Annotated in this window: 27 protein-coding genes and 1 tRNA gene; 12 read left to right on the plus strand and 16 right to left on the minus strand. The window is 68.3% G+C overall.

Annotated elements, in window-relative coordinates:
• Positions 1–163: IS3 family transposase (locus AB0E69_RS21520; protein WP_360150074.1), on the plus strand; the 163-nt coding region annotated here is incomplete at its 5' end.
• Between the two features lie 334 nt (positions 164–497).
• Here the strand turns inward: AB0E69_RS21520 and AB0E69_RS21525 are convergent.
• The 3 genes from AB0E69_RS21525 to AB0E69_RS21535 form a co-directional block, all read right to left on the minus strand.
• A tRNA-Leu gene (locus AB0E69_RS21525) sits at positions 498–580 on the minus strand.
• Between the two features lie 19 nt (positions 581–599).
• Positions 600–1,151, minus strand: a complete 552-nt coding sequence (gene def / locus AB0E69_RS21530) for a peptide deformylase (RefSeq protein ID WP_360148550.1) — start codon at positions 1,149–1,151, stop codon at positions 600–602.
• 74 nt (positions 1,152–1,225) lie between these two features.
• Complete coding sequence (locus tag AB0E69_RS21535; RefSeq protein WP_360148553.1) at positions 1,226–1,732, minus strand: ACT domain-containing protein; 507 nt, start codon at positions 1,730–1,732, stop codon at positions 1,226–1,228.
• Positions 1,733–1,836: 104 nt separating this feature from the next.
• Here AB0E69_RS21535 and AB0E69_RS21540 point away from each other — a divergent pair, with 104 nt between their 5' ends.
• Together AB0E69_RS21540 and AB0E69_RS21545 are read left to right on the plus strand one after the other, a co-directional pair.
• A complete protein-coding gene (locus tag AB0E69_RS21540) occupies positions 1,837–2,949 on the plus strand; it encodes a histidine kinase (RefSeq protein WP_360148556.1) in 1,113 nt (370 codons plus the stop codon).
• Positions 2,949–3,608 (plus strand): response regulator transcription factor, encoded by a 660-nt coding sequence (locus AB0E69_RS21545; RefSeq protein ID WP_360148558.1) that lies wholly within the window; start codon positions 2,949–2,951, stop codon positions 3,606–3,608. The genes AB0E69_RS21540 and AB0E69_RS21545 overlap by 1 nt, the downstream gene beginning before the upstream one ends.
• A 102-nt stretch (positions 3,609–3,710) precedes the next feature.
• Here the strand turns inward: AB0E69_RS21545 and AB0E69_RS21550 are convergent, their stop codons facing one another.
• From AB0E69_RS21550 to AB0E69_RS21560, 3 genes are all read right to left on the minus strand, one after another.
• Positions 3,711–5,018 carry an NAD(P)/FAD-dependent oxidoreductase gene (locus AB0E69_RS21550; RefSeq protein ID WP_360148561.1) on the minus strand — a complete coding sequence of 436 codons (1,308 nt, stop codon included), beginning with the start codon at positions 5,016–5,018 and terminating at the stop codon, positions 3,711–3,713.
• A 486-nt stretch (positions 5,019–5,504) separates the two neighbouring features.
• On the minus strand, positions 5,505–5,975 hold the full coding sequence (locus AB0E69_RS21555) for a GNAT family N-acetyltransferase (RefSeq protein ID WP_360148564.1): 471 nt from the start codon (positions 5,973–5,975) through the stop codon (positions 5,505–5,507).
• Positions 5,972–6,472 (minus strand): DinB family protein, encoded by a 501-nt coding sequence (locus tag AB0E69_RS21560; protein ID WP_360148567.1) that lies wholly within the window; start codon positions 6,470–6,472, stop codon positions 5,972–5,974. The genes AB0E69_RS21555 and AB0E69_RS21560 overlap by 4 nt, the downstream gene beginning before the upstream one ends.
• A 63-nt stretch (positions 6,473–6,535) precedes the next feature.
• Here AB0E69_RS21560 and AB0E69_RS21565 point away from each other — a divergent pair, with 63 nt between their 5' ends.
• The 3 genes from AB0E69_RS21565 to AB0E69_RS21575 all read left to right on the plus strand — a co-directional run bounded on the left by AB0E69_RS21565 (position 6,536) and on the right by AB0E69_RS21575 (position 9,545).
• Positions 6,536–7,297 carry a DUF4118 domain-containing protein gene (locus AB0E69_RS21565; RefSeq protein WP_360148570.1) on the plus strand — a complete coding sequence of 254 codons (762 nt, stop codon included), beginning with the start codon at positions 6,536–6,538 and terminating at the stop codon, positions 7,295–7,297.
• Positions 7,298–7,474: 177 nt separating this feature from the next.
• Complete coding sequence (locus tag AB0E69_RS21570; protein WP_360148573.1) at positions 7,475–8,296, plus strand: Bax inhibitor-1/YccA family protein; 822 nt, start codon at positions 7,475–7,477, stop codon at positions 8,294–8,296.
• Between the two features lie 97 nt (positions 8,297–8,393).
• Positions 8,394–9,545: a VOC family protein gene (locus AB0E69_RS21575; RefSeq protein WP_360148575.1), complete on the plus strand. Its 1,152-nt coding sequence runs from the start codon at positions 8,394–8,396 to the stop codon at positions 9,543–9,545.
• A gap of 70 nt (positions 9,546–9,615) precedes the next feature.
• Here AB0E69_RS21575 and AB0E69_RS21580 read toward each other — a convergent pair whose 3' ends face one another.
• Positions 9,616–9,846 carry a DUF4287 domain-containing protein gene (locus AB0E69_RS21580; RefSeq protein ID WP_360148577.1) on the minus strand — a complete coding sequence of 77 codons (231 nt, stop codon included), beginning with the start codon at positions 9,844–9,846 and terminating at the stop codon, positions 9,616–9,618.
• Between the two features lie 130 nt (positions 9,847–9,976).
• Positions 9,977–10,999, minus strand: coding sequence for an SGNH/GDSL hydrolase family protein (locus tag AB0E69_RS21585; RefSeq protein ID WP_360148580.1), 1,023 nt, complete (start codon positions 10,997–10,999; stop codon positions 9,977–9,979).
• Positions 11,000–11,076: 77 nt separating this feature from the next.
• On the opposite strand from AB0E69_RS21585, the gene AB0E69_RS21590 reads away from it, so the two are divergent.
• Positions 11,077–12,450 (plus strand): cystathionine beta-synthase, encoded by a 1,374-nt coding sequence (locus tag AB0E69_RS21590; RefSeq protein ID WP_360148583.1) that lies wholly within the window; start codon positions 11,077–11,079, stop codon positions 12,448–12,450.
• 400 nt (positions 12,451–12,850) lie between these two features.
• Here the strand turns inward: AB0E69_RS21590 and AB0E69_RS21595 are convergent, their stop codons facing one another.
• On the minus strand, positions 12,851–14,302 hold the full coding sequence (locus AB0E69_RS21595; RefSeq protein ID WP_360148586.1) for an NAD(P)/FAD-dependent oxidoreductase: 1,452 nt from the start codon (positions 14,300–14,302) through the stop codon (positions 12,851–12,853).
• Positions 14,303–14,324: 22 nt separating this feature from the next.
• On the minus strand, positions 14,325–15,572 hold the full coding sequence (locus AB0E69_RS21600) for a lactate racemase domain-containing protein (RefSeq protein ID WP_360148589.1): 1,248 nt from the start codon (positions 15,570–15,572) through the stop codon (positions 14,325–14,327).
• A gap of 167 nt (positions 15,573–15,739) precedes the next feature.
• On the opposite strand from AB0E69_RS21600, the gene AB0E69_RS21605 reads away from it, so the two are divergent.
• Entirely contained in the window at positions 15,740–17,110 is a 1,371-nt protein-coding gene (locus AB0E69_RS21605) for an FAD-binding oxidoreductase (protein WP_360148592.1), read from the plus strand.
• Here AB0E69_RS21605 and AB0E69_RS21610 read toward each other — a convergent pair.
• Complete coding sequence (locus tag AB0E69_RS21610) at positions 17,076–17,624, minus strand: hypothetical protein (protein WP_360148595.1); 549 nt, start codon at positions 17,622–17,624, stop codon at positions 17,076–17,078. The two genes, AB0E69_RS21605 and AB0E69_RS21610, sit on opposite strands and share 35 nt — an antisense overlap.
• Before the next feature lie 305 nt (positions 17,625–17,929).
• On the opposite strand from AB0E69_RS21610, the gene AB0E69_RS21615 reads away from it, so the two are divergent.
• Positions 17,930–18,340 (plus strand): nuclear transport factor 2 family protein, encoded by a 411-nt coding sequence (locus AB0E69_RS21615; protein ID WP_360148598.1) that lies wholly within the window; start codon positions 17,930–17,932, stop codon positions 18,338–18,340.
• Between the two features lie 61 nt (positions 18,341–18,401).
• The gene (locus tag AB0E69_RS21620) at positions 18,402–19,232 is read left to right on the plus strand and encodes an AAC(3) family N-acetyltransferase (RefSeq protein WP_360148601.1); all 831 of its coding nucleotides are present in this window, start codon (positions 18,402–18,404) and stop codon (positions 19,230–19,232) included.
• Here AB0E69_RS21620 and AB0E69_RS21625 read toward each other — a convergent pair.
• The 3 genes from AB0E69_RS21625 to AB0E69_RS21635 form a co-directional block, all read right to left on the minus strand.
• Complete coding sequence (locus AB0E69_RS21625; RefSeq protein WP_360148604.1) at positions 19,218–19,940, minus strand: DinB family protein; 723 nt, start codon at positions 19,938–19,940, stop codon at positions 19,218–19,220. The genes AB0E69_RS21620 and AB0E69_RS21625 overlap by 15 nt on opposite strands.
• 5 nt (positions 19,941–19,945) lie before the next feature.
• Entirely contained in the window at positions 19,946–20,446 is a 501-nt protein-coding gene (locus AB0E69_RS21630; RefSeq protein WP_360148607.1) for a GNAT family N-acetyltransferase, read from the minus strand.
• Between the two features lie 65 nt (positions 20,447–20,511).
• On the minus strand, positions 20,512–21,336 hold the full coding sequence (locus AB0E69_RS21635) for an alpha/beta hydrolase (RefSeq protein ID WP_360148610.1): 825 nt from the start codon (positions 21,334–21,336) through the stop codon (positions 20,512–20,514).
• 113 nt (positions 21,337–21,449) lie between these two features.
• On the opposite strand from AB0E69_RS21635, the gene AB0E69_RS21640 reads away from it, so the two are divergent.
• Together AB0E69_RS21640 and AB0E69_RS21645 are read left to right on the plus strand one after the other, a co-directional pair.
• Complete coding sequence (locus AB0E69_RS21640) at positions 21,450–21,956, plus strand: DinB family protein (RefSeq protein WP_360148613.1); 507 nt, start codon at positions 21,450–21,452, stop codon at positions 21,954–21,956.
• A gap of 41 nt (positions 21,957–21,997) precedes the next feature.
• Positions 21,998–22,888, plus strand: coding sequence for a GNAT family N-acetyltransferase (locus AB0E69_RS21645; protein WP_360148616.1), 891 nt, complete (start codon positions 21,998–22,000; stop codon positions 22,886–22,888).
• On the opposite strand, the gene AB0E69_RS21650 is transcribed toward AB0E69_RS21645, so the two are convergent.
• Together AB0E69_RS21650 and AB0E69_RS21655 are read right to left on the minus strand one after the other, a co-directional pair.
• Complete coding sequence (locus AB0E69_RS21650) at positions 22,864–23,823, minus strand: protein phosphatase 2C domain-containing protein (protein ID WP_360148619.1); 960 nt, start codon at positions 23,821–23,823, stop codon at positions 22,864–22,866. The genes AB0E69_RS21645 and AB0E69_RS21650 overlap by 25 nt on opposite strands.
• Positions 23,820–24,452, minus strand: coding sequence for a VWA domain-containing protein (locus AB0E69_RS21655; RefSeq protein ID WP_360148622.1), 633 nt, complete (start codon positions 24,450–24,452; stop codon positions 23,820–23,822). Before AB0E69_RS21655 ends, AB0E69_RS21650 begins: the two co-directional genes overlap by 4 nt.
• Positions 24,453–24,474: the final 22 nt, after the last annotated feature.

Here is a 24,474-nt window from a genome sequence, read left to right on the forward strand (position 1 = left end):
CCTCTACCACCGCCAAACCTGGCCCACCCGCACCCAAGCACGAACCGCGGTCGCCGAATACATCGAAATCTTCTACAACCGCCAAAGACTCCACTCCACCCTCGACTACCAAACCCCGTTCGAAGCCCTCACCAACCACCAACGAACAACCCCCGCCGCCTAACCAACCACCCACCACAACTGTCCAAGATCCTTGACACAGCCCACACGCGCGCGCCAGCGCGCGAGTCGCCGGCGCCAGCCGGTAGCCCGGCGCAGCCGAACAACCGGCGCCAGCCGGAGGGACCCGGCGCGAGCCGGCAGCCCGGCGCAGCCGAAGAACCGGCGCCAGCCGGAAGAGTCCGGCGGCAGCCGGATGCCCGGCGCAGCCGAGGTACGGCGCTAAGCCGGGGGTGGGTGGGAGCGCGTGGAGTGGGCGCGGTGAGGAGCGGAGCGACGAACGTAGCGCCCGCGGAACGCGCGTGGGTCGGACCTTTCCCCGCGCGTGGGCCTGCTCGTGCCCGGGACGGGACTCGAACCCGTATGCCTGTTAGGGCCGCGAGGTTTAAGCTCGCTGCGTCTGCCGTTCCGCCACCCGGGCGACCTGATGAGAGTACCGGTTATTTGTAGGTCTTTCGGGGGTAGATGGCGTGGGCGCCGGCGACCCGGTCGAGGAACAGCTTGCCGTTGCAGTGGTCGATCTCGTGCTGCAGGGCGCGGGCCTCGAAGGCATCCGTGGTGAGCGTGACGGTGGTCGTCGTACCAGGCAGGACACCGGAGACCGTCAGGCGGGTGGCGCGTTTGACGTCGCCGGTGAAGTCCGGCACGGACATGCAACCCTCGCGGGCCTTCTCGTTGCGGGAGGACTCGACGACGACCGCGTTGCAGAGGACGAAGACGCCGTGGCACGTGCGCGTCTTCGGGTGATCGGTGACGTCCAGCGAGAACATCTGCGCGGCGACGCCGACCTGCGGGGCCGCAAGCCCAACACAGCCGGGGGAGACGCGCATGGTTGCGATCAGGTCAGCGGCCAGCTGGATCATCGACGGATCGAGCGGGTCGACCGCGGCGCCCTCGGTCGCCAGCACGGGATGCGGTGCGCGTACGACGTCCAGCACCGAACCCGTCGTACCAAGAACATCCGGCGACCACTCCGCGATCTCCGGGCTCACCGGCAGCGGATCGCGAACCGGCCCAGCATCGGTTCGAACCGGAGCCGCTCCAGCAGCTGCTCGAGGATCTGCGGTCACAGGTCGTCGCTCTCCGCGGCCCGCAGGGTGACGCCGACACCGAGCTCCTCGGCGGTGATCTCCAGCGCCCGATCCAGCATCTCGAGCTCGGCCGACGCAGGCAGCTCCACCTCAGCCGTCAGCACATAAAGGTCGCCACTCAACCGAGTCGCGAGATCCGTGATCGTCCCGCCGGCCGCCGCGATCATCCGCGTCACTGCGGCGACGATCCCCGGCCGGTCCGCGCCGTGGACGCTCAGCATGTACGGCGCTCCGATCGGCGCGTGCTCGTGCTCCGGGCCCATCTTCCGGACCGTGATCACCAGCTCGCCGCGCAGCGGCTCCAGCGCCGACTTCACCTCGTCGAACGGGCCCGAGCAGACGATCATCATCGCGAAATGACCGCGCAGCAACGTCATCGTGGAGTCCTCGAGGTTGACCCCGGTACCGGTCAACGCCTCCGTGACATCCGCGATGATGCCCGGGCGGTCCGGGCCGATGACGGTGACGGCGAGCTGACTCATGCTCGTCAACTTATCGTTGACCAAAGTAGCCGACGAAACCGACTTCAGTATCCGGACGGCTCGCACTGGCCCGGAGAGCACTTACCCACCGCTACATTCGACCCATGGCCGAGTCCCGACGCAGTAGGCGCGACTGGGTCGTGGACAGCGTCGTGTTCGTCGTCGCGATTCTGTCCGGCCTGCTGCTCTACAGCGACGGCGAGAAGGATCCGATCAGCCCGAGCCTGCTCGCCGTCGACTTCTACGCCGGTACGGCGCTCTGCCTCGCCCTCTGGTTCCGCCGGCGCTGGCCGGTCCAGCTGGCGCTGATCAGCGCGGTCATCAATACGTTCTCCGACATGGCCGGCGGTGCAAGCCTGCTGCTGATCCTGACCGTGGCCGTCTACCGCCCGCTCCGGACCACGTTGCTGATATTCGTAGTGAACGCCGTCAGCCTGCTCATCTACATCGACGTCCGCGACAAGGCCGACGGACCGGCCGCGATCCTCGTTGCGGCAGTCTCCCTGTACGTCGCCGTCGCCGGCTGGGGGCTGTACATCCGCTCCCGCCGCCAACTCCTCCAGACGCTCCGGGACCGTGCCGACCGCGCGGAGACCGTCGCTCGCCTGGAGGCCGAGCAGGCGCAGCTCCGGGCGCGGGAGGAGATCGCCCGCGAGATGCACGACGTACTAGGTCATCGCCTCTCGCTGCTCAGCGTGTACGCCGGCGCACTGGCGTACTGGCCCGACGCATCCACCGACCAGGTCGCCGAAGCCGCGGAGGTGATCCGCGCCAGGGCACATGAGGCACTGCAGGATCTGCGCGAGGTGATCGGTGTACTGCGAGCTCCTGTCGGCGAACTGCCCCAGCCGGCATTCGCCGATCTTCCCGCCTTGATCGAGGGCTCACGGGACGCCGGCATCCCGGTCGATCTCGTTCTGGACGCGCCGGGTCCGTTGCCGGAGCACGTCGGACGTACGGCGTACCGGATCGTGCAGGAGGGGTTGACCAATGCCGTCAAGCACGCGCCCGGCGAGCAGGTGACGATCAGCGTCTCCGGTGCCCCCGGCAACGGCCTGTCGGTCGAGGTACGCAACCCGGCACCGAACCGCAGGCGAGGAGATGGGCAAGGCTTGAAGGGACTGGCCGAACGCGCGGCCTTGGTCGAGGGCCGCCTCGAACACGGCCGCACCGCAGAAGGCGACTTCCGCCTCTTCGCCTGGCTACCGTGGCCCTGATGACTATTCGGGTGCTGATCGTCGACGACGATCCGCTGTTGCGGGCCGGGCTCAAGCTGATGCTCGGCGGGGCCGAGGATCTTCGCGTGGTCGGCGAGGCCGGCGACGGATCCGGCGTACCGGGTCTGATCGATCGGCTCGCGCCGGACGTGATCCTGATGGACATCCGGATGCCTGGCACCGACGGGCTGACCGCGACCGAGACGGTACGCCGGCGTCCGGGCGCGCCGGAGATCATCATCCTCACCACGTTCGACGCCGACGAGCATGTACTGCGGGCGCTCCGCGCCGGCGCGGCCGGGTTCGTTCTCAAGGACACCCCGCCGGGCGAGATCGTGGAGTCGGTACGCCGGGTGGCGCGCGGACAGCCCGTCCTCTCGCCGACCGTGACGAAACGCCTGATCAGCCGCGTCGCCGCCTCCGGTCACGATGATCGCAAGGCGAAGGCGCAAGCCCGGCTCGGCGGGCTGAACGACCGCGAGCGGGAGATCGCGGTCGCGGTCGGCGAGGGGAAGTCGAACGCGGAGATCAGCGCGACGCTGTACCTCAGCGTCCCGACGGTGAAGACGCACGTCTCCCGGATCCTGACCAAGCTCGACCTGAACAACCGGGTCCAGATCGCCCTCCTGGTCCACGACGCCGGGTATCTACACGAGTAGAGACGCTGCCCTCTACACGAGTAGACACGGGGGGTTTCTACACGAGTAGATCGTGCGGGTCTACACGAGTAGATGGCCGTTCTACTCGTGTAGACCGCTCGCCTAGGACTCGATCGCGCGCTTGAACTCCTCGCGCGGCATCTGCAGGCTGCCCAGGCTGGTGACCTCGCGGCGGAAGAACAGCGCGAGGGTCCAGTCGAGGATGACGCGGGCCTTGCGGTTCGTGGTGGGGACGCGGGACACGTGGTACGTCCGGTGCAGGAACCAGGCCAGCCAGCCCTTGACCTTCACGCCGTACAGCTGCGCGACGCCCTTGTGCAGGCCGAGGCTCGCGACGGAGCCGACGTACTTGTGCTTGTAGTCCTGCGGCGGCTGGCCGTCGATGACGCGGAGGATGTTCGCGGCGAGGCGGTTGGCCTGGCGGACGGCGTGCTGCGCGTTCGGGGCGCAGTACGCACCGGTCTCGCTGGTCAGATCCGGTACGGCGGCGTTGTCGCCGGCGGTCCAGGCGTCGTTGACACCCTCGATCCGGAGGTTCGCCAGCGTCTTGATCCGGCCCTTCTCGTCCAGCGGGAAGTCGGTCGCGGCGAGCGCCGGGTTCGCCTTCACGCCGGCGGTCCAGACGATCGTGTCGGCGTCGAACTCGTCGCCGTCGCTGAGGATCACGTGGCCCTTCTCGCAGGACTCGAGCCGGGTCTCCAGCCGGATGTCCATGTTGCGCTTGCGGAGCTGCTCGACCGTGTACTTGCCGAGATCCGGGCCGACCTCCGGGAGGATCCGGTCGGTGGCCTCGACCAGCACCCAGTGCATGTCCTCGGGCTTGATGTTGTCGTAGTAGCGGGTGGCGTAGCGGGCCATGTCCTCGAGCTCGGCGAAGGCCTCGATCCCGGCGTACCCGCCGCCGATGAAGACGAAGGTCAGCGCGGACTTGCGCAGCGCGGGGTCGGGCTGGCTCGACGCGACGTCGAGGCGGTCCAGGACCTTGTTGCGCAGGGCAATGGCTTCTTCGACGTTCTTGAACCCGGTGGCCTCTTCGGCGAGGCCGGGGATCGGCAGGGTGCGGGCGATCGAGCCGAGCGCGACGACGATCTGGTCGTAGGCGAGCTCGTACTCCGGGCCCTCCTCGGGCATCACCTTCGCGACCTTGTGGGCGTGGTCGATGCCGGTCACGCGGCCGGTGACGACGCGGCAGCCCTTGAGGGTCTTGCGCAGCGGTACGACGACGTGGCGGGGTTCCACGGAGCCGGCGGCGGCCTCCGGGAGGAACGGTTGGTAGGTCATCACCGAGCGGGGGTCGACGACAGTGACGCGGATCTTGCCTTGTCTGGCCGCGCGGCGCAGGCCGTACGCGGTGTACATCCCGACGTAACCGCCTCCGACGACGAGGATGTGCGGCACCTGGGCTGTCATGCGGTTCACTCTCCCTGAGTGGTTCTCCGACTTCATGTTCACTTCAACGCTAAACGCTCGTGAAAGATTTCACAAACCCTCTCCCGAGTGATCTCACCCACCGAACATCCCCCACCCGAGGGACCACCCATGCCCCTCATGCTCCTGCCTCAACCCCGCCCCACCTAGCCCCCCACCCACCCGTCACCGAACCGCAAGAGCGTGAGGGGTAGGGAGGAGATGACCGGGTGGGGAGGTGGTGAGGGGGCGGGGAGGTTGGTGAGGGGCGGGCGGTGAGGAGATGAGCGCGCGGTGAGGAGGTGGGCGGGTGGCGAGGAGTTGAGTGCGTGGGAGGTGGTGAGGCGGGGTGCATCTCGGGTCGCCTTGCAGCTCGGGTCGCCTTGCAGGGGCGGCAGCTGCTGGGGGCTGGAGTGGGAGGCGGTGGGTGAGGCCGGGGGCGGGCTCGAAGGTGGTGTCTGCAGCGGGCGAGGTGGGAGGAGGGGTTCTTCAGGCTGTGCTGTCGGGGGGCCACTGGAGGATGGCTTCGGGGCCGTCCTGGGCTATCTGGGTGAAGCCGAGGCGGTGGTATAGGCGGCGGGCGGCGGGGTTGTTTTGTTCTACGTTCAGGCGTAGGGGGACGCCGCGGGCGGCGGCTTCGGCTTGGAGGTTCTGGATGATTGCCGTACCGATGCCCTGGCCCTGGACGCGGGGGAGCAGTTGGATGCCGGACAGCTCAATCAAGTCGGGGAAGCGGGTGATGCGGAGGCGGCCTACGGGTTTGCCATGCTGTTCGACGACGTTGACGCTCGTGGTGGGGTCATCGAGGGTTTCGCGGGTCCATTCTTCGAAGCCGTCGCGCCACTCGGCTTCGTCGAAGTCGGCGGGGAGGCGGCCCTGGGCGCGGGTTGCCTCGATCGAGACGTCGGCCAGGAAGGTGACGTCCGAGGACAGCGCGGGCCGGACCTCGTACTCCGTCACTGGCCGACCTTGCCGTCCGTGGACTCGCGGAGCAGGTCCAGGTGGCCGAGGTGCCGGCCGGTCTCCTCGATCATGTGGACCAGCGCGTACCGCAGCTTGAACGTCATCCCCTCCCCACGCGCGAGGTCATCGAGCGACGCCGCGGCCACGACCTCCCGAGAGCGTGCGCACTCGGCCCGGTACGCCGTCAGCAGTCCCTCGACCGTGTCCTCGGGAGCGATCTCGAAGGCCCCGTTCGGATCGTCGTCCGGCCACGGCCACTCGACATCCAGCCCGGCGAAGTCGATCGCGAACCAGAACCGCTCCGTCCCGGTGAGGTGCTTGACGACACCACCCGGCGTCAGCGAAGTGGGGTGGATCGGATGCGCGAACGCCTGCTCCTCGGTGAGGCCGGCCAGCTTGACCTCGACACCGGAGCGGAGGAAGTCGAGTACGCCGTTCAGTGTGGCGCGCTCGTCGGCGGCTTGGGGCGGGCGGATGCGCGTGATCTCGGACACCCGGATCACGGTATTGGCCGATAGACCTTCGTGAGAAGGGTTGATCGCTGAGCGTCAACGCGGGTGAATGGAAGAGTGAAGAACTACCGCGGTCCGGTGCTGCTGGCTGCTCTGGTGGCGCCGGCGGTTGTTTGTGCGCTGATGACGCCGTTTCGGGACAACTTCGACAACGCGAACGCCGCGCTGCTGCTGGTCGTCGTGGTCGTCGCCGTCGCCGCCTGCGGGATCCGGGCGGCCGGTGTGGTCGCGGCGATCTCGAGTGCGTTGTGGTTCGACTTCTTCCTGACCGTGCCGTACAACAGCTTCACGATCGAGAACGGCGACGACGTCGAGCTGGCCGTCCTGCTGCTGGTGATCGGCGCGGCGGTCACCGAGCTCGCGATCTGGGGCCGGAAGCAACAAGCCCGGGCGTCGCGGCAGCGCGGGTACCTGGACGGCGTGCTGACCACCTCGCAGGCGGTCGCGGCCGGCGGGTCGACGGACGAGCTGATCGACCAGGTCCGCGCGGAACTCACCGCCGTACTGGACATCGACGGGGTGAAGTTCGTTGCCGGTGACAAGCAAACGGACGCGCCGCGGCTCAACCTGGACGGGTCCGTGACGCGCGGATCGCACGTCCTGAAGGTGGAACGCGACGGCCTCCCGACGAACACCGAGATCGAGCTCCCGGTCCACCACGCCGGTGTGACCCGCGGTCGCTTCCTCCTGATCGCCGCCACCCGCATCGCCCGCCCCGACCTCGAGCAACGCCTGGTCGCCGTAGCCCTCGCAGGCCAGGTCGGCGCCGCCCTCACCACCCAAGAACCCCTCCACCCCCACCTCTGACCGGCCTCGGGGAGCACCACGCCCCGGGCTCGAACATCCGGGACCGATTGAGTTCCGCAACCGCTGGGAATGCAGGGGTTTTGGTGGGGGAACATAGATGTGATTCTCAGATGTTGTTAAGGGTGTGACCGTAGTATCGCGGTACTGGCCCCGGATGTGGGTCTTCAGGAGGATGAGATGCAGAGCAGTAACCCGGTCCTGAACCGGTCGAGTGCGTTTGCGCCTGGCCATGGCCAGGCCTATCCGGGGGCCGCTCCGTACGGCCAGCCGGGAGTCGGGTACGGCGGGCCGGGTATGCCACCGCAGCAGTACCACAACGCACCGGCCGCCAGCCGCCCGATGACGATGGACGACGTGATCCTCCGGACCGCCGCCACCCTGGGTGTCGTCGTGGTCGTCGCCGCGATCGCCTGGAACACCGTCCCGCTCAGCCTGGTCACCCCGGCGTTCTTCGCCGGCGCGCTGGTCGCGTTCGTGATCGCGATGGTGCTGTCGTTCTCCCGCCGGGTCAACCCGGCGCTGGTGATGCTGTACGCCGCCGCCGAGGGGGTGTTCCTCGGGATCGGCAGCAAGTTCATCGGCGCCTGGGTCGGTAACGACGTCATCGTGCAGGCCGTCCTGGCCACGATGGTGACGGCCGGCCTGACGCTGGCGACGTACAAGTACTTCGCGATCAAGGTGACGCCGCGGTTCACCAAGATGGTGATCATCGCGACCATGGGCTTCGCCGGCGTGATCCTGATCAACTTCGTCGCGAGCCTGCTCGGCTTCAACTCCGGGATCGGCGGCTTCGGCCCGATGGGCCTGCTGTTCGCCGCGATCGGCGCCGGACTAGCGGTGTTCAACCTGATCCTCGACTTCGACATGATCGAGCAGGGCGTCCGCCAGGGCGCCCCGCAGAACGAGGCCTGGCGGGCCGCGTTCGGCCTGACCGTCACGCTGGTCTGGCTGTACTGGAACCTGCTGCGGATCCTCGCGATCCTGCGCGGTGGCGACTGAGCTCCCACGACAAGTACGACGGAAGGCCGGTCCAGGTGGGCCGGCCTTCCGGCTTTCCGGACGGGTTTCGTCCGGTAACTGTTCTAGGTTGAGACGCATGGATGACTGGCGGGTGGTGGATGGTGCGCTGAGCGTCTGGTACGACGCTCCGTCGCACGCGGCGGGTGCTGCACTGGTGGGGCGTTTCTCCGGGCTGGATGCGGAGGTGCGAGCCCGCGGGGTGCGGGTGCGGATACCTGGGACGCGCGTGGAGGACGGCGTGGTGCTGGCCCGCCGGGTCTCGGAGGCGGCCGCTGAGCTTGGGTTGCGGGCCGATGCTTCCGCGCTCCAGACCCTACGGGTTGCTGTGGAGGCCGCCGAGCCCGAGGTGGTGCGTGCGTGGTGGGGGACCGTGCTGGGGTACGAGTGGATCGGCTTGGGCGGGCTGGATGACGCGCTGAGCCGGGATCCAGGAGTTCTCGTGCGACGGTCCACGGACTCGACGCGACTGCGGAACCGGATCCATCTGGACGTGGGTCGGCCCGCCGAGGTGGTGCAGCAGGCTAGGGCGACCGTCGGGCAGGAGCCGTACGGCGTGTACGGGCTGACGCTGGCCGATCCCGAGGGAAACGAGCTGGATCTGGTGCCAGGGGACGAGTTGCCGGGAGCGGGCGACTGGGTGGCCCAGTTCGGGGCCATGACGTTCTACCCGGGAGCGGCGGCAGAGTTCGTGCATGCCGTGGCAGAGCTTGCGGATGCTGCCGGGATCGAGCTACTCATCGACGTCCGGGCGGATGGAGTGGCGATCGACAGTGGGAAGGATCGATGGGAGGACGGCGAGGGCGACCCGGTCCCAGCGTTCGTCGCGTTGGCGCAGGAGATCCAGCAGGCCGCACGGGGGATGGGGCTGACCACGGCGCCCGACCGGTTGCGGTTCGTGCAGGTCGCGTTCGACGCGGTGGACATCCCCAAGGTCCAAGGGTTCTGGCTCCAGGCGCTCGGCTACGAGCATGATCCGCGCGAGTACCTCGCCGACATCTACGACCCGCGCTGGTTGAGCCCGGTGATCATGTTCCAGCAGCTCGACGCCGCCGACGCGCGCTTGCACGAGCGGAGCCGGATGTTCCTGGAGCTCGCCGTACCGGCAGATCAAGCAGCAGCCCGCATCGACACGGCCGTAGCGGCAGGTGGTCAGATCCTCCAGAACGGCGAAAAGCGTTGCCTGGTTGCAGATCCGGAGGGCAACGAGCTCGCGATCAACTGGGCGTAGAGCAGGAAAGACCTGCCCCTCCACCTGAGGGGGCAGGCCTTTCCGGAAAGTTGACTCCTTTGGGTGCGGTTCAGCCCATTCGCCGGTGCGCCTTCACGAGGTCGTACTCATGCACGATGGCTGTCGCGTGCCCGTGCGCGAGTTCGTACTCGCCGGCAAGCCATCGCACTCTGTCGTCGAAGCGCAGGAACGACGGTCCGTCGTTCATCAGCTGGAACCACTCTGTCATGCCGCGACCGGTGCATCTGGGCACTGCCTCCACCAGCCGCTGATGTGTCTCCTCGGAGTGGTTCAAGCCCATCTTCGCCTCCCGCTCATCGGGGTACCGCGTAGTTATCGACTGTGCACCACCGAGCTGCCTGGAATCAAGACTCCCTTCATGAAAGAAGAGAGCTCAGTAGAAAACGAAGCCGCTCAGCGGACACACAGGTCTACAACGATTGGCCCACTGGTACGGCGTCCGCGGGCTCCTCGACCCGCTCGACCTCGACCTTGGGGTGCCGCCTGCGGTGGCGGAGGGCAGCCCAGCGCCCCCGCGGACCACCGGGCCTACCAGCCACCTCCGTAGCGGCCACCTCGGTCCCCGCAGTACGCACAGCCTGTACGGCGGCCTCCGCGATCGGGAGGATCGCCTCGCCACGGAACGACTCCGGGTGCACGAACGACTCCGGCCCGACGCCCATCGCGGCCGCGACCGACGGCAGCAGCGCCGCCGAGGCAGCGGCGTACCCGGTCGCGGACGGGTGGAAGTTGTCGCGGCCCCACATCGCCGGGTCGGTCTTGAAGACCGGTCCGAGCAACGAGCCCAGGGAAACGGACCGGCCGCCTGCCTCGACCACGGTGATGGTCTGAGCGGCGGCCAGCCGGTGGCTCCAGGCCCGCGCAACCTGCCGCAGCGGCGGCATGATCGGCGGGACCACGCCCAGGTCGGGGCAGGTGCCCACCACCACCTCACAGTGCGCGGCGCGCAGCCGGCGGACCGCGGCAGCCAGCAACTGCACGGAAGCTGACGGGGACATCTGCGCCTTGACGTCGTTCGCACCGATCAGGATGACCGCGACGTGCGGTCCGGCCTGCAGCGCGGTGTCCACCTGTACGGCGAGGTCGGTCGACTTCGCCCCGGTCTTGGACACGTCGACGAGGCGCACCGGCCGGTGCGCGAGCTCGGCGAGCCCGGAGGCGAGCATCACTCCGGGCGTGTCGTCCGGCGACTCGGTGCCGTACCCCGCGGCGCTGGAGTCGCCGAGCATGGCGAACGTGATCGGAAGTCCTGGATACCGGCCGTACAGGCCGCCCCCTGGAGTCGGGTAGTACCGCATCGGTCCCACCACGCGCTTTGCATACTCGGCCTCAGCGGTCAGTACGCCGTACAGCGCGGCACCGATGAGTCCGAGTCCCCCGCCCCCGAAGGCTGCGGCCTGGGCCAGCTTCTTGGCTGCCCTGGCTCTACTCATGAGTACAAGGATTACACGCCGTGACGTACAGGCAAGCCAAATAACCGAAAGGCGCGCGTATCACTACAGTAAAGACCGTGCGCTACGCAGACTCTCTCCTGGACCTCGTCGGCAACACCCCGCTGGTGAGGCTGTCCAAGACCACAGACGGGGCAAAACCCCTCGTGCTCGCCAAAGTCGAGTACTTCAACCCCGGTGGCTCGGTGAAGGACCGGATCGCGGTCCGGATGATCGAGGCCGCCGAAGCTTCCGGCGAGCTCAAGCCCGGCGGCACGATCGTCGAGCCGACCTCCGGCAACACCGGCGTCGGGCTGGCGATGGTCGCCCAGCAGAAGGGCTACAAGTGCGTCTTCGTCTGCCCGGACAAGGTCAGCGAGGACAAACGCAACGTGCTCAAGGCGTACGGCGCCGAGGTCGTTGTCTGCCCGACCGCCGTCGCCCCCGAGCACCCGGACTCGTACTACAACGTCTCCGACCGCCTGGTCCGCGAGATCGAGGGTGCCTGGAAGCCGAACCAGTACGCGAACCAGAACAACCCGCGCTCGCACTACGAGACCACCGGTCCCGAGCTCTGGGAGCAGACCGAGGGCAGGATCACCCACTTCGTCGCGGGCATCGGTACCGGCGGCACGATCAGCGGCGTTGGCAAGTACCTCAAGGAAGCCTCCGGCGGGAAGGTGCAGATCATCGGCGCCGACCCGGAGGGCTCGGTGTACTCCGGCGGCACCGGCCGGCCGTACCTGGTCGAGGGTGTCGGCGAGGACTTCTGGCCGGAGACGTACGACCGGACCATCTGCGACCGGGTGATCGAGGTCTCCGACGCGCACTCGTTCGCGCTTACTCGGCGGCTGGCCCGCGAAGAGGCGATGCTGGTCGGCGGTTCGGCCGGGATGGCCGCCGCGGCCGCGATCCGGCTCGCGCACGAGCTCGACGACCCCGAAGCCGTCATCGTGGTCCTGCTGCCGGACGGCGGCCGCGGCTACCTGACGAAGGTGTTCAACGACGAGTGGCTGGCGCAGTACGGCTTCCTCGCGCACGCCCGGAAGGGCAAGACGCTCGGTGACGTGCTGGCTGGCAAGGACGGCAGCCTGCCGCCGCTGGTGCACACCCACCCGCACGAGACGATCGCCGAGGCGGTCGCGATCCTGCGCGAGTACGGCGTCTCCCAGATGCCGGTGGTCCGCGCCGAGCCACCGGTGATGGCGGCCGAGGTGGCCGGGGCGGTGTCGGAGCGGACGCTGATGGACGCGCTGTACTCCGGCAAGGCCCGGCTGGCCGACATGGTCGAGCTGCACATGGACCCGGCGCTGCCGTCCCTGGGCGCCGGCGAACCGGTCACCAAGGCGGTCGAGCTGCTCGAGGGTCGGGACGCCCTGATGGTGCTGGACGACGGCAAGCCGGTGGGCGTTCTGACCCGGCAGGACCTACTGGTCCACCTGTCCGTCGACTGACTCCCCGCAGGGAGACTTAACTCAACGGTCTACGACCGAGGGCACGATGGCGATCAGTGCCGTGACGACGATGCCGACCACGATCACGACCGCTCCGAGAACCTGAAGGATTTCCATACCTCAAGAGTCCTTCAGAACGGCCGTCCGGGCATCGGTCCTCGGATCGGTCTTCCGCTCATCCCAAGGTCGTACAGCCGATCACCCGGACTCCTACTTGGGGAGTCCGGGTAACCCCTAGGGCGTGTCTCCCGATCCCACGCCTACTGCGCTGCACTCGGCACGGCACCTCGGCGCACTGGAGCAAAGGCCACGATGGAAAAACATCGAGGCCTTCACTCCAGCACACCGAGGCACCGCACCGAGCACATGCTCGCTACGGCGTGGGATCGGGAGACACGCCCTAGTGGACCAGGACGTAGTCCGCGGGATCGAGCCGGCGGGTACGGCGCCAGTACGACACCGTCCACTCCGGCCAGATCGTGGAGTTGCGCCCGGACGCGTCCATGTACCAGCTGCTGCACCCTGACGCCCACACGGTCGAGTCGAGCTCGCCCTGGACCGAGTCGACGAACCGCTCCTGGACCTCCTCGCGGACCTCGACGTACGCCGCGTTCCGGCGCCGGAGCAGGTGCAGGGCCTGCATCACGTACCGGACCTGGGCCTCGATCATGAACACCATCGACGAGTGGCCGAGGCCGGTGTTCGGGCCGACCAGAAGGAACAGGTTCGGGAAGCCGGCCACCGTGATGCCGAGGTGGGCGCCCATCCGGTCGCGTTTCCAGTGCTCGCCGAGGTCGACGCCGTCCTTGCCGAGGATCGGCATCCGGGTCAGGTTCGCGGAGACGTCGAACCCGGTGCCGAACACGATCGTGTCGCAGGCCCGCTCGGTGCCGTCCGTGGTGACCACGCCGGTCGGGGTGACCCGGGCGATCGGGGTCGTGACGAGGTCGACATTCGGCCGGGCGAGCGCAGGGTAGTAGTCGTTCGAGATCAGGATCCGCTTGCAGCCGATCTGGTAGTCCGGCGTCAGCTTGGCGCGCAGCTCGGGGTCGGTGACCTGCTTGCGGAGGTGGCTCTTGGCCTGTAGTTCGAGACCCTTCATCAGCTTGGGGTTGCCGGCGAACCCGGCGCCGCGGCCCTCGAGACCCCAGTAGACCGCGTTCCGGATCACCCGCTGGCCGGCCGGGAAGCGCGCGTGCAGGCGCTGTTCCCAGGGCTTGATCGCGCGGTCCGGCTTCGGCGTGATCCACGGTGGCGTCCGCTGGTACACGTCCAGCTGCGCGACCTCCGGCGCGATCTGCGGCACGAACTGGATCGCCGACGCCCCGGTCCCGATCGCCGCGACGTTCTTGCCGCGCAGGTCCACCGAGTGATCCCACTGCGCCGAGTGGAACGCCGTACCCGCGAAGGAATCGAGGCCCGGGAGGTCCGGCACCTTCGGCTCGTGCAGGTTGCCGACGCCGGTGACCAGGGCCTGGGTCTCGATCGTCTCGTCGCCGTTCACGGTGACGGTCCACCGGCCGGTCGCCTCGTCGAAGACGGCCTCGGTCACCTCGGCGCCGTACCGGATCTTGTCCGTCAGCCCGTACTTCTCCGCGCAGTGCCGCAGGTAGGCGAGGATCTCGTCCCAGGGCGCGAACATCCGCGTCCAGCGCGGGTTCTGCTCGAACGAGAACGAGTAGAGGTACGACGGGATGTCGCAGGCGCAGCCGGGATAGGTGTTGTCCCGCCAGGTGCCGCCGAGGTCGTCCGCCTTCTCCAGGATGACGAAGTCCTCACAACCGGCCTGACGCAGCTTGATTCCCATGCACAACCCGGCGAACCCGGACCCGATGATGACGACTTCAGCCATACCGCCAGAGGTTACCGGTGGGTCACTCGGCTGGGAAGGTGTGTGCGAGCCGGTGCAGGGTCTCGCCGGCATTCGGTACGACGAGGGTGTCCGGATCGGCCGCCAACGCATCGAGGTCGACGTCGGCCGGATCGAGGTAACCGAGGTTGGCCCGCAGTACGACGTCCTCCGGGATGCCGGTCGCGAGCGTGACGTTGACGCGGAGGTGCTCGCCGGTCGCGGGATCCCAGGTGCCGGCGCCGCGGAGGTGGGTCGAGTGCGCGAGCACACCCCAGTGCAGGTCGCGGAACTTGTCCCACTGGCCGATGAAGTAGTCGCGGCAGTGGTACCCGATCTCCTCGATCTCGGGGTGCATCGCGGCCAGCTGGGTCACGTGCGGCGCGTAGAGGATGACCTCGCCGCCGTCCGCGACGACCGGCTCAACCTTGTAGAAGCCCTTGGCCGCGGTCCAGATGTCGGCGTACTTCGAGGGCATCACCGAGACCACGCGCTGGACCGGGTGCTCGAGGTACTTCACGTGGGTCCGCGCGGAGATCTCGGCGGCCGCGGCCCACGACGAGATCGTGTCACCGAAGGCGATCGCGTGCAGCGCGTCGGTGCCGGACTGCGCGACCACCGACAGCGCGAGCTTCTCGGCCGGGATCATCGAGGCGGCCTCGTCGATCAGCGCGCGGACCGGCGTCGTGCCCGGCGTACCGATGATGGTCGAGCTGGTGATCAGCGCGCCGAGCCAGTGCGACAGGTCGATCACTTCCTGGCCGGCCACGCCGGGAAAGAAGTACTTGTTACCGCCGGAGAAGCCGACCACCTCGTGCGGGAAGACCGGGCCGAGCACGAGCGCGACGTCGTGCTCGACGACGGCGCGGTTGAGGCGGACCGGTACTTCGTCGCGCAGCATCTCGTCCGAGATCTCGCCGACCCGGTCGGGGGTGATCGTGCCGAGGTCGGCGAAGGTGTCCGGTTTCCACCACTCGTGGTTGATCACGTTCGGGTAGTCGGCGCCGAGGTGCTTGCGGAGCTGCTCGCCGGTCAGCTCCGCATGGGTGCCGAGGGCAATCAAGATGGTGACCTTGCTGGCCCGGCCGTCGAGTGCTTCGGTGACCGCCTTCAGGAGCAGCGGGAGCGGGCAGCTGCGGGTCGCGTCGGGGACGATCACGCACACGCTGCGGCCCTCGAGCCCGGCGCCGGCCAGCGCGTCGCCGATGAACGCCGTCACCTCGTCCTCGGTGAGGACCTGGCCCGCACCGCCGATCACCGCCGCAGTAGTCACGTTCTCGACCCTACCTACCTGGAGACCGGTCGGCAGCCGGTCGGCGATTGTTGCCTCGGTCGAGGCGCGCTGTGAACGGGTGCGAACCCTTGGTAGTAAGGGCATCGGGGGCGTTGACCGGTGGTCGGGTGTGACGGACCATCGGAGCAGCGAGGGGGGAGCTTGCGATGGTCGGTCGTTCCAGGCCGCCGGGGTTCGGGGGTGTGCTGCTGCGCGGCGGGGATCCGGCGTACGACGAGGCGCGCACGGTCTTCAACGCGATGTTCGACCGGAAGCCGGCGCTGATCGCGCAGTGCGAGTCGGCCGCGGACGTCCAGGCGGCGGTGCGGTACGGCGTGGCGCACGAGCTGGAGCTGGCGGTCCGGGGCGGCGGGCACGGGGTGACCGGGGCTGCCGTGACGGACGGCGGGCTGGTGATCGACCTGCGGCGGCTGAACAGCGTGCAGATCGATCCGTTCGCGGGGATCGCTCGGGTCGGTGGTGGGGCGCTTTGGCGAGATCTGGATCGGGCGGGGGCGCAGTACTGCCTGGTGACCACGGGTGCGCGGGCGCCTGGTACCGGGGTGGCCGGGGTGACGCTGGGTGGGGGATCGGGGTGGCTGGAGCGGAAGCTCGGGCTGGCCTCGGACGCGTTGCTCTCGGTGGAGCTGGTGACTGCGGACGGGCGGTTGATCATCGCGGACTCGACCAAGAATCCGGAGCTGTTCTGGGCGTTGCACGGCGGTGGCGGGAACTTCGGGGTGGCGACGGCGCTGACGTTCCGGCTGACGCAGGTGGTGACGACGTCGTTGGCGTTGCTCGTGTGGCCGGTGGCGGCTGGGCCGACGGTTCTGCGGTCGTATCGGGATTTGATCGAGGGTGGCGCGCCGGAGGAGCTGGGCGGCGGGGTGATCTTCGTGACCGCGCCGGCGGCGGACTTCGTGCCGTCGGGGTTGTGGGGGCGGCCGGTCGTGGTCGCGGTGGCGGTCTATGCGGGTGAGGTGGCCGAGGCTCGGGAGGCGTTCGGGCCGCTGTTCGCGTTGGCGCCGGAGGGGTCGTTCGCCGCGGAGATGCCGTATGCGGACATCCAGGCGGCGTTGGTCGATCCTGCCGGGTACCGGAATTACTGGTCGGCGGAGCAGTTGTCTGCGTTGCCTGATCCCGCCGTACTTGCGTTGTGTGATCGGGCCCGGGAGATGATCACGCCGTCACCGTCGCGTCAGCTGGTGCTGCCGTGGGGTGGCGCCGTACGGCGGAAGGCCGGCGTGTGGCCGCAGCCGCATCGGTCGGCGGCGTGGGTCGCGCATCCGGCGGGGGCGTGGAGCGAGCCGTGTGACGATATGCGCGGGATCCGGTGGGTGCGGGACGTGTGCGCGGATCTGGAGCCGTGGGCGACCGGCGACGTGTTCCCGAACTTCATCGGGAACGAGGGGGAGTGCCGGGTGATCGCCGGGTTCGGGGCGGAGAACTACGACCGGTTGGCCCGGGTGAAGTGTGAGTACGACCCCGAGAACGTGTTCCACCTCAACCAGAATATTGAGCCTGCTTGGCGGGGTTAGGTGTTCGGGACCACTGGATTGCTGCGGTGGCGGCGTAGGTCACGGCCGCGACCGGTGCTGCCCAGAGGTGGATGATCGGGAACTTCGCGGTGAAGGCGGTCAGTAGGTAGATGACGCCGACGACCGTGACGCCGACGATCGCACCGCGGCGTCTGCTCGCTCTTGGCGTGCTGGGAAGCGGACCCAGGTGCCGATCGAGGACGGTCGCCAAGGCGCTGACCACGAAGAGGATGGCGAAGACGAAGCCGATGACACCGCCGAGGCCGCCGAACACGATCGCGAAGAGATTGCCGAAGTACAGGACGGCGACGGCGATCCCCAAGTCGAGCGCACCGAACGTGAGCTGATTGCGCCGGCGCTTCCTCAAATCCACACCGTCGGCTGTCCGCAGCGGCCCGGGATCGCCTCTGAGCTTCTGCACACTCAGCACCACGCCGACCACCAACACGAGAAGGATCAGACCAGCGACCACAGACAGTACGACGGTCTGCGCTGCCGAAATGTACGGACGCACCTCGCCCCCGACGACACAGTCAGCCGACGGCGGAAACCAGTTGGTCCGGACGGCAATCGACCGCTCGTCCCCCACCGCCCGCCGCGCACAGGACCCCGCCGGATCAAACCAATCCGGCATCATCCCCGTCACCACCACAGCCCAACCCAGCCCCGCCCCCACCCCGCCACCCAACACCCACCCCGCCCGCATCCCCATACCCGCACTCTCTCACCAGTGCTGGCCTTGTAGGTTCCTGGGTGGATTCCCGGGTGGGCGGGATGGGGTCCCTGGTGGGGGTGGGGGGTTGGGCGTTTGATCGGGGTATGGGTGAACGGGATGAGTTTCTGAGGTGGTTCGGGACGGAGCTTCGGGCTGCGGAGGTTGCTGTGCACAACGGGGACGCTGGGCAACGCCGGGCGCTCTGGTCGAGCCGGGATCCGGTCACGATCTTCGGGGCTTGGAAGACCGCGACGAATTCCGCCGAGGTGGGAGTCGTCTTCAAGCTGCTCGAAGACTCCTTCTCCGACAGTGTGTCGTTCGACTACGAACTGGTGTCTGCGGACGTGGCCGGCGATTTCGCCTACACGATCGGCTACGAACACACGGTCACGCATGTCGACGGCGAAGCCCGCACCTACTCACTCCGCGTCACTCAGCTCTACCGCCGCGAATCCGGCGCCTGGAAGGTCTTCCACCGCCACGGCGACCCGCGCACCGAGGACCAGAACCTGTAGTTGCCTCAGGCAACCAGAAAACCAGGGGCGGGGACGAGGGCGGGAATGGGACAGTAGGAGCATGTCCACCGGTGTCTCGTTCAGCGAGCTTGTCGACGGGTTTCAGCAGCTGGGCCTGGATCAGACGTCGAGCGTGCTGGTGCACTCCTCGCTCAGCTCCTTCGGGTACGTCGACGGTGGTGCGGAGGCGGTCTGTCGCGCGCTGACCGCGACGTGCGGGACCGTGATGATGCCGAGCGGCACCTGGGATCTCACCGGCATCCCCGCGCCGCCGGGTCTCGTCCGCCCGCACAACGCTTACTGGACTGCCGAGAGCTGGATCGACTTCGACGAGCGGTTGTCCCAGGCAACTGCCTTCCATCCGGACCTCCCGGTGGACCGTTGGCTGGGGCGGATCCCTGACGTCTTCCGCCAGACCTCCGCACCGGTGCGCGGCGACCACCCGCTGTTCGCCTTACAGGCGGCGGGTCCCGAGGCCGAACGACTGATCGCAGCCCAACGTCTCGACTGGCCGCTCGGTCCGATCGAGGCGCTCGACGGCGACATCCTCCTGATCGGCGTCGGCCACACCTCGAACACCACGATCCACCTGGCCGAGCAGTACCTCAACCGCTCCAACTTCTACCGCTACGCGAAGACCGCCGACGGGGTCTGGGCCGAGTTCCCGAACGTCTCCGGCGAGAGCCACCGCTTCGACGCCATCGAGCCCCTCGTCCGCTCCGCCACCCGCGAGGTCCGCATCGGTCAGGCGCGCGTACGCCGCATCCCGAAAGACGCCGTACTCACCGCAACCCGTGACCTGATCCTCGCCGACCCCGCCGCGCTCCTCTGCACCGACGATCCCGCGTGCCGGTGCGCCGCAGCGCTGGCGCAGCGGCTAGCGGTGGTGTGACTCCAACACCTGGAGATCGCGCTCGGCGTACAGGCGGTGCTGCCACTCCTCGTTGTAGACGATCAGCAAACACTCCCGCACCGGGAAACTCTCCGCCGGCGGCCACCCCGGACCGTCGACCGGCACGGTGTCGGCGGCGAGCAGTTCGTCGGTGAGGCTGTCGACGTACCGCCGCACCATCCCCATCCGATCCGCCCGCAACGCCAGCACCTCCTCGAGCGACGCCCGCACGTCGCGATCCCGCGGCACACCCTCCACCGCACCCAGCTCGTCGAACGGCAGATCGAGCGGATGCCACGGACTCGGATCCCCCTGGATCACCCGCCCGACCCACGCATCCGTCGCGAACGCGAGGTGCCGCAGGGTCTGCACGAACGACCACTCGCCTTCCACGCTCTCGTGCAGCATCTCCTCCGGCAACCGCCGCGCCCGCTCAACTGTCCCCGCCCACAACCGCTCGACGACGTCCCACCCCTCGCGGAAGCCGGCAGGGTCGGTCGGCCGCAGCTTCGCCCGGTCCGGGTACCGCCGATCGAGCTCGGCATCGATCAACGGCCACACCTCGACGCCGTTGACCATCAGCCCGTCGACGACCCCGTCGATCTCCGCCTGGCTCAGATCGACCCCGCGCATCCGCGCGTCCCGCAGGTCGACCCGCTGGAACCACGCCCCGCGCAGATCGACATCCCGGAAGACTTGCTTGTCCATGGGAGTTACTTGAGGGTCTTGGTGAACATCAGGGTGGCCCAGTCGTCGTTCTTGACGGTTTCCAGTGGGGGGACCTGCTTGCCGTCGTAGATCAGGCCGCGGCCGTCGGGGATGTAGCCGCGGCGGACGTACATGCGTTGGGCCTGGCCGTAGTCGGGGTAGAGGCCGACGCCGATGCCGACGACGTCCGACCGCTCGGCGACCAGTGCCTCGGCCGCGTCCATCAGCGCGGACCCGTACCCGCGCCGGCGGTACTTCGGCAGCACGTTGAAGTCCTGGATCTCCGGGATCCCACCGAACGGCTCGTACGGCGACACCCACCGCACGGTCACGTACCCGACGTACTCCTCGCCGAGCGTCCCGACGAGCACGTCCCGCACGCCGTCACGCTGCTGATCGAGGTACCGCTGGTACTGCTCCAGCGGCTTGTTCCACCCGATCGCGGCCATCGCCCCCGAGATCAGCTCCGGATCGCCTTCGCGCAGCTTGCGGATCGTGAGCTCCATGCCAAGGAGCGTAGCGATCGATCCGTGGTGGGTCGCCCGAATATCTCCGGGCGACCCACCCCGGGTCAGGACTGGAAGAATTCCAGCAGGTCCGCGTTCACCACGTCGGCGTGCGTGGTGGGCAGGCCGTGCGGGAGCCCCTGGTACGTCTTGAGTACGCCGTTCTTCAGCAGCGCGGCCGCCTTCGGCCCGGAGTCGGCGTACGGCACGATCTGGTCGTCCTCGGAGTGCACGACCAGGACCGGGATGGTGATCTTTCGCAGGTCCTCGGTGAAGTCGGTCTGGGAGAACGCGATGATGCCGTCGTAGTGCGCCTTCGCGCCGCCCATCATGCCCTGCCGCCACCAGTTCGCGATGACGGCCTCGGACGGCTCCGCGCCGGGCCGGTTGTAGCCGTAGAACGGACCCTCGGGAAGCGCCCGGTAGAACTGCGAACGGTTGGCCGCGAGCTGTGCCTGCAGGTCGTCGAAGACCTCCTTGGGCAGACCCTCCGGGTTCGCGTCGGTCTTCACCATCAGCGGCGGGACCGCGCAGAGCAGCGCCGCCTTGGCGGCCCGATCCTCCCCGTGCCGGGCCAGGTAGTGGGCGACCTCGCCACCACCGGTCGAGTGGCCGACGTGGATGCAGTCGTGCAGGTCGAGATGGTCGACGACTGCCTTCAGGTCGTCGGCGTAGTGGTCCATGTCGTGCCCGTCGCTGGTCTGCGTCGAGCGGCCGTGCCCGCGGCGGTCGTGCGCGACCACGCGGTACCCCTTGGACAGGAAGAACAGCAGCTGGTTGTCCCAGTCGTCGGCCGACAACGGCCAGCCATGACTGAACACGATCGGCTGACCCGACCCCCAGTCCTTGTAGAAGATCTCCGTACCGTCGCCACTGGTGACAGTTCCCACTTGAGAAGCCCCCTTGCCGCTGGATCGAACCGGACCCCAGGTCGTCCGGCTCAGCGTATCCCCGGATCTAGTAGAGGACAGTAGCTGGCCGGTACCACGCTTAGGGTCGGGGTATGACGATCAATGGTGAACGGGCCGACCTGCTCGAATTCCTGGCGAAGCACCGGTACTTCCTGCGGCACACGGCGCAGGGGCTGACGGAGGAGCAGGCGCGCGAGCGCAGTACCGTCAGCGCACTCTCGGTCGGTGGGCTGATCAAGCACGTGGCGGCGACCGAGAAGCACTGGGCCGAGTTCGCGCAAGGAAAGGACACGGGTACGCCGACGGAGTACACGCCCGAGGTGATCGCGGCATGGGAGAACGCGTTCCGGCTGACCGACGACGAGACGCTCGAGGGCGCGCTCGCCGAGTACGCCGAAGTGGCTGCCGCGACCGACGAACTGGTCCGCACCCTCGACCTCGACACGACCTACGAACTCCCGGCCGCGCCCTGGCAACCGCCCGGCGTCTTCTGGACCGTCCGCCGCGTCTTCCTGCACATCGCCGCCGAAACCGCCCAGCACGCCGGCCACGCCGACATCATCCGCGAATCCATCGACGGCCAGAAGACGATGGGCTGAACCGCGGTCTCGTGAACCGTCCCCGGGCTTAGGGTCCGGGGATGGAGATTCGGGTCGCCCGGGTGGCGGATCTCGAGCAAGCAGTTGCCTTGAGCAACGTGGTGCGGCCGTACGCGTTCGGGGTGCGGCACCGGCTCGAGCGCAACCTGATCGAACGGCTGGGTACCGATCGACATGCGGCGTTCGCGGCGGAGGTCGACGGGCAGGTGGTCGGCTGGGCGACCTTGTCGCCGGCCGACTGGCTCGGCATGGCGCATGCCTTTTCGCTGGACCTCATGGTCCATCCGGAGTACCGGCGCCGAGGCGTGGGGACACGGCTCCTACAGGCTTGTGACGAGTGGCTCGAGCGGCTGCCGTCGTCCTTCGTGCAGTCCTATGCGGACAGGGCGGGTACGCCGTTCGCCGTCGCCGCCGGGTTCACGGCGGCGGAGCAGCTGACGTACGCCGGCCTCGAGCTCGACGACTCGCTTATCGCCCCGCCGGTTCCGGCCGGGTTCACGCTGGTGCCGATCTCGCAGCTCGAGGCCGTCGACGTCTACCCGGCGTACCGCGCCACCGCGGCCGACACACCCGGCATGGCGGGCGTGGACTGGCCGTACGAATGGTTCAGCAACGACCTCTGGAAGGGGGAGCTGCTCGACCGCGACCTGAGCCTGGCGCTGGTGCGCGACGGCGTCGTCGCCTCCTTCACGCTCACCGATCGCGAGGGCGACCGGATCTGGTCCGACATGACCGGCACCCTCGCCGAGTACCGCGGCCGGGGTCTGGCCGCCACGGTCAAACTGACCTCCCTGGCTGCCGCTCGAAAGTCCGGCGCCACCCACGCCTACACGATCATGAACCTGACCAACGCCCCCATGCTCGCCATCAACACCCGCCTCGGCTACCGCACGGTCGACCTCCGCACCTACGTGACCAGGTCCCGTCCCTGATCAGCGGCGGCGCGCCTCCAGACGACCACGCCGGTGCGGTCGTCGTGTGAGCCCTGCCGGCGGTACCGGAGGCTGTCGGCCATCGCATAAGGGCCGACCGGCAGACGCCATTCCTCGGCGAGCCACTCCCGCAGGCTGGCGGAGTTCCGCAGGTCGGTCGCGAGTCCGTCGGTGGTCAGAACGATCTGGCCGTCGCCACTTGCCCGGACCTGTTCGGGCGCGGGGGTGCCCTTGCCCGGCAAGAGTGCGGGCACGATGTTGAGGGCCGCATCGTCGTGCTGGAACAACTCGGTGAACGAACTATCAGCCGCGAGCGCGAACGCGGACACGTCCCCGACACGCGCGATATCGACACTCTCTCCGTCGGTTTCGCTGAACACGGCCACAGCACCGACGAAGGAAATCTCGTCGTCAGTCAGACCGTAGTTGTGCTCGGCGATCGTGCTGGTCTGGACGGTGGCCTGCAGCAGGTACTCGGCCGCGGTGCAGTCCGTCGTACTGCCCAGGATCGTCACCTGCTCGCAGAAGATGCGCGAACCGACCTGCGCAGCCTGCCGCGAACCAAGACCGTCGACGATCACCACGACCAAGCGGCCCGTGGGTGTGAGTACGAAGTCGTAGGCGTCTTGGCGCGGTTCGCCCTTGATGAGGTGTGCGGTGCCGGCCTGCGACGCTGCTGCGACGTGGAAGGGACCTGCGATCAGTCCGTCGAGGGCGACCGTCGGCGTCCGATGTGCCACACCGGCGCTCACGTGCAGTGGCGGCAACGGTCGCACTTTGCCGATGACCGGCGCCGAGGTGGTCAGGTCACGGGCGTCCAGGCTTCGGTCAGGCTCCTCGGATACTTCGATCGGCGGCTGATCGGCCGAATCCGCCGGCGACTCGGTCTGCTCGTGCTCTGCCGGCTCGAGCTGAGCTTCCGGTCCGGCGGTCACAGCGACATCTTCGGTAGCGGTGTGAAGAGGGCGCTCGGCGCGTCGATGTGCAGGCCGTCTGCCTGGTTCGGATCGTGGAAGCTGCGCGAGGTCGTGCGGATGCTGCTGATCAGCGCGTTGATGATCTCCTTGACGGCGGCCGCCGGGTCGGTGTCCTTGGCCATGAACGCGAAGCGGGTCGCGATCTCTTGGAGCGCTTCCTTCCTGGCATCCCCCAGACCGAAGGACACGACCTCCGGGGCCAGCTTCCAGCTCGGGTCCTTCAACTCGGACAGCGCCTGTCGGTAGTCCTCCCGGGCGATGTGCTCGCCGTCGCTCATGAAGAACACCACCGGACGGTAGAACGGCGTCCCCTTCGGCAGGGAGCGCAGCCCGCTGTCGATGGCGGACTTCGCCTCGCGGAAGCCGGCCGCGAAGTTCGTCCCGCTCTCCACCATCACTTCCGGAATGCTCGCCTCCGCCAGGTCGCAGAGCGGGATGACGGTCCGGGCCACGTCCGAGAACGTCACCAGCGCGACCCGCGCGATCTCGCCGACGGTCGGGTCCGAGAGCATCGCCTTCTGGATCTCCGGCATCGCCGCGTTCAGGGCCTCGATCGGTCCGCCGGCCATGGACGCACTGACGTCCACCAGCATAAAGATCGGGAAAATC

The organism is Kribbella sp. NPDC026611, from assembly GCF_040638345.1.
Taxonomy (GTDB): Bacteria; Actinomycetota; Actinomycetes; order Propionibacteriales; family Kribbellaceae; genus Kribbella.

Bases quoted from the DNA above. Each gene is read 5' to 3' on its own strand.
- AB0E69_RS21535 (WP_360148553.1), bottom strand. From the start codon at position 1,732: ATGAGTCAGCTCGCCGTCACCGTCATCGGCCCGGACCGCCCGGGCATC.
- AB0E69_RS21540 (WP_360148556.1), top strand. From the start codon at position 1,837: ATGGCCGAGTCCCGACGCAGTAGGCGCGACTGGGTCGTGGACAGCGTC.
- AB0E69_RS21545 (WP_360148558.1), top strand. From the start codon at position 2,949: ATGACTATTCGGGTGCTGATCGTCGACGACGATCCGCTGTTGCGGGCC.
- AB0E69_RS21550 (WP_360148561.1), bottom strand. From the start codon at position 5,018: ATGACAGCCCAGGTGCCGCACATCCTCGTCGTCGGAGGCGGTTACGTC.
- AB0E69_RS21570 (WP_360148573.1), top strand. From the start codon at position 7,475: ATGCAGAGCAGTAACCCGGTCCTGAACCGGTCGAGTGCGTTTGCGCCT.
- AB0E69_RS21575 (WP_360148575.1), top strand. From the start codon at position 8,394: ATGGATGACTGGCGGGTGGTGGATGGTGCGCTGAGCGTCTGGTACGAC.
- AB0E69_RS21580 (WP_360148577.1), bottom strand. From the start codon at position 9,846: ATGGGCTTGAACCACTCCGAGGAGACACATCAGCGGCTGGTGGAGGCA.
- AB0E69_RS21585 (WP_360148580.1), bottom strand. From the start codon at position 10,999: ATGAGTAGAGCCAGGGCAGCCAAGAAGCTGGCCCAGGCCGCAGCCTTC.
- AB0E69_RS21595 (WP_360148586.1), bottom strand. From the start codon at position 14,302: ATGGCTGAAGTCGTCATCATCGGGTCCGGGTTCGCCGGGTTGTGCATG.
- AB0E69_RS21605 (WP_360148592.1), top strand. From the start codon at position 15,740: ATGGTCGGTCGTTCCAGGCCGCCGGGGTTCGGGGGTGTGCTGCTGCGC.
- AB0E69_RS21615 (WP_360148598.1), top strand. From the start codon at position 17,930: ATGGGTGAACGGGATGAGTTTCTGAGGTGGTTCGGGACGGAGCTTCGG.
- AB0E69_RS21620 (WP_360148601.1), top strand. From the start codon at position 18,402: ATGTCCACCGGTGTCTCGTTCAGCGAGCTTGTCGACGGGTTTCAGCAG.
- AB0E69_RS21625 (WP_360148604.1), bottom strand. From the start codon at position 19,940: ATGGACAAGCAAGTCTTCCGGGATGTCGATCTGCGCGGGGCGTGGTTC.
- AB0E69_RS21630 (WP_360148607.1), bottom strand. From the start codon at position 20,446: ATGGAGCTCACGATCCGCAAGCTGCGCGAAGGCGATCCGGAGCTGATC.
- AB0E69_RS21640 (WP_360148613.1), top strand. From the start codon at position 21,450: ATGACGATCAATGGTGAACGGGCCGACCTGCTCGAATTCCTGGCGAAG.
- AB0E69_RS21645 (WP_360148616.1), top strand. From the start codon at position 21,998: ATGGAGATTCGGGTCGCCCGGGTGGCGGATCTCGAGCAAGCAGTTGCC.